Raw genomic sequence first — 1,381 nt, forward strand, 5'->3', positions numbered from 1 at the left:
CCGTAGGTCGTGATGTAGCTGAGTTCAGTCAGCGCGTCGGCGCGGCCCTGCGGCGACTCCTTGTACGGGCCACCGGTGGCGCCGGACCCACCCGGTGACGAACCGTTGGTGCCGCGGCCGTCAGCCCCGGCCGACTCGGCCCGGCCGGGCCGGCGTCCGCCGGGCGAGCCGGACGGGGCATCCGGGCCGGGCGATGCCTCCGGTGGGCCGTCCGAAGCCTCCGGTGCCCTCCAATCGGGATGCGTCACAGCCGACCCTCCACTGGCGTCTCGACCACACCGGAGCGCAACCGGACCAGCCGCAGCACGCCGGCGACCTGGCCACCGGCTGTCCAGACTAGATCGGCACCGGGATGTGGAATCCCAGGACCACCAACCGGCCCCGGGCGGGTGAGGCCACGGGCGAACAGCGCCTTGGCCGCCCGCGGCGCGAAACGGATCAGATCCGCGCGGTCCGGAGAGACGTCGAGATAACTCAGCTCCTCCGGCCCGCACAACTGCTGGATGCCCGGATCCAGCTTGGTGGCCCGCAGCACCTCGGCGACCCGGTGCGATTCGGTCCACACCGCATCGACGAGCACCGCGCGCCGCTCGCCCGAGCGGGCGAACGGCGGAGCCTCATGCACACCCCGGCGGGCCAGATGTTCGGCGTAGACCTCCAGTAACTGCCCGGACTCGGCGGACACGTAGTTCACCAACGCGTCCGGCGCACCCCGTTCAAGATCCTTCCAACAGCGCCGGAGCACAGTCTGGATCAGATCGACCAGATCCTCCTGGACGACTCTGGCGATCTCACCTCGCTGGTCACGCAGCAGGGTGGCGACCTCGACGTCGATGCCGGGCACCCCTCCCGGCTGGTCCCCGATGGGATGGTCGCGCAGTAGCATGGCGTGATCGGTCAGCTTCGTCTGCATGTCGAGCAGCGCGCCGGTCAGTGCGTTGGTGATGTCGTGCGCCTCCCGCCGGCTGTCGGCGAGCACCCATTCGTACAGCGCCACCTGGCAGACCAACCTGCGGAGCTCCTCGACCACCACAGCGGCAGTGCCAAGCTGGGGCTGCCACCGTTTCACCACGGATACCCATGTCCACAGTGGCCACAACAGCAGCCCGAGCAATCCGAATGCCGCAAGCGCCGTCCGGACCGACGCGGACAGACTCAACGTGGTAGACCACTGCAGATACCAACCCCCACCGGCTGCGGCCAGGGCGACCAGCACCAACGGGACGAGGTCCAGCGCACCGGCTTCATCCGGGCTGACTTGGCGGGCGTTCATCAACAGCCAGGCACCCAGGACAGCCACGACAACGATCGTCAACGCCGGAACGACGCTGACGACGGCTCCGGCGACGCCATCGAGCGGCGACCACAGCGCCGCCAGGAA

2 pseudogenes are annotated in these 1,381 nt (G+C 69.4%); both read right to left on the reverse strand.

Annotated elements, in window-relative coordinates:
- Positions 1-248, reverse strand: a pseudogene (locus U9980_RS24675) (hypothetical protein); the annotation flags it as partial.
- Positions 245-1,381 (reverse strand): annotated as a pseudogene (locus U9980_RS24680) (hypothetical protein); the annotation flags it as partial. The pseudogenes U9980_RS24680 and U9980_RS24675, both read right to left, overlap by 4 nt.

Source organism: Protofrankia sp. Cr1 (genome assembly GCF_963555865.1).
Taxonomy (GTDB): domain Bacteria; phylum Actinomycetota; class Actinomycetes; order Frankiales; family Frankiaceae; genus Protofrankia.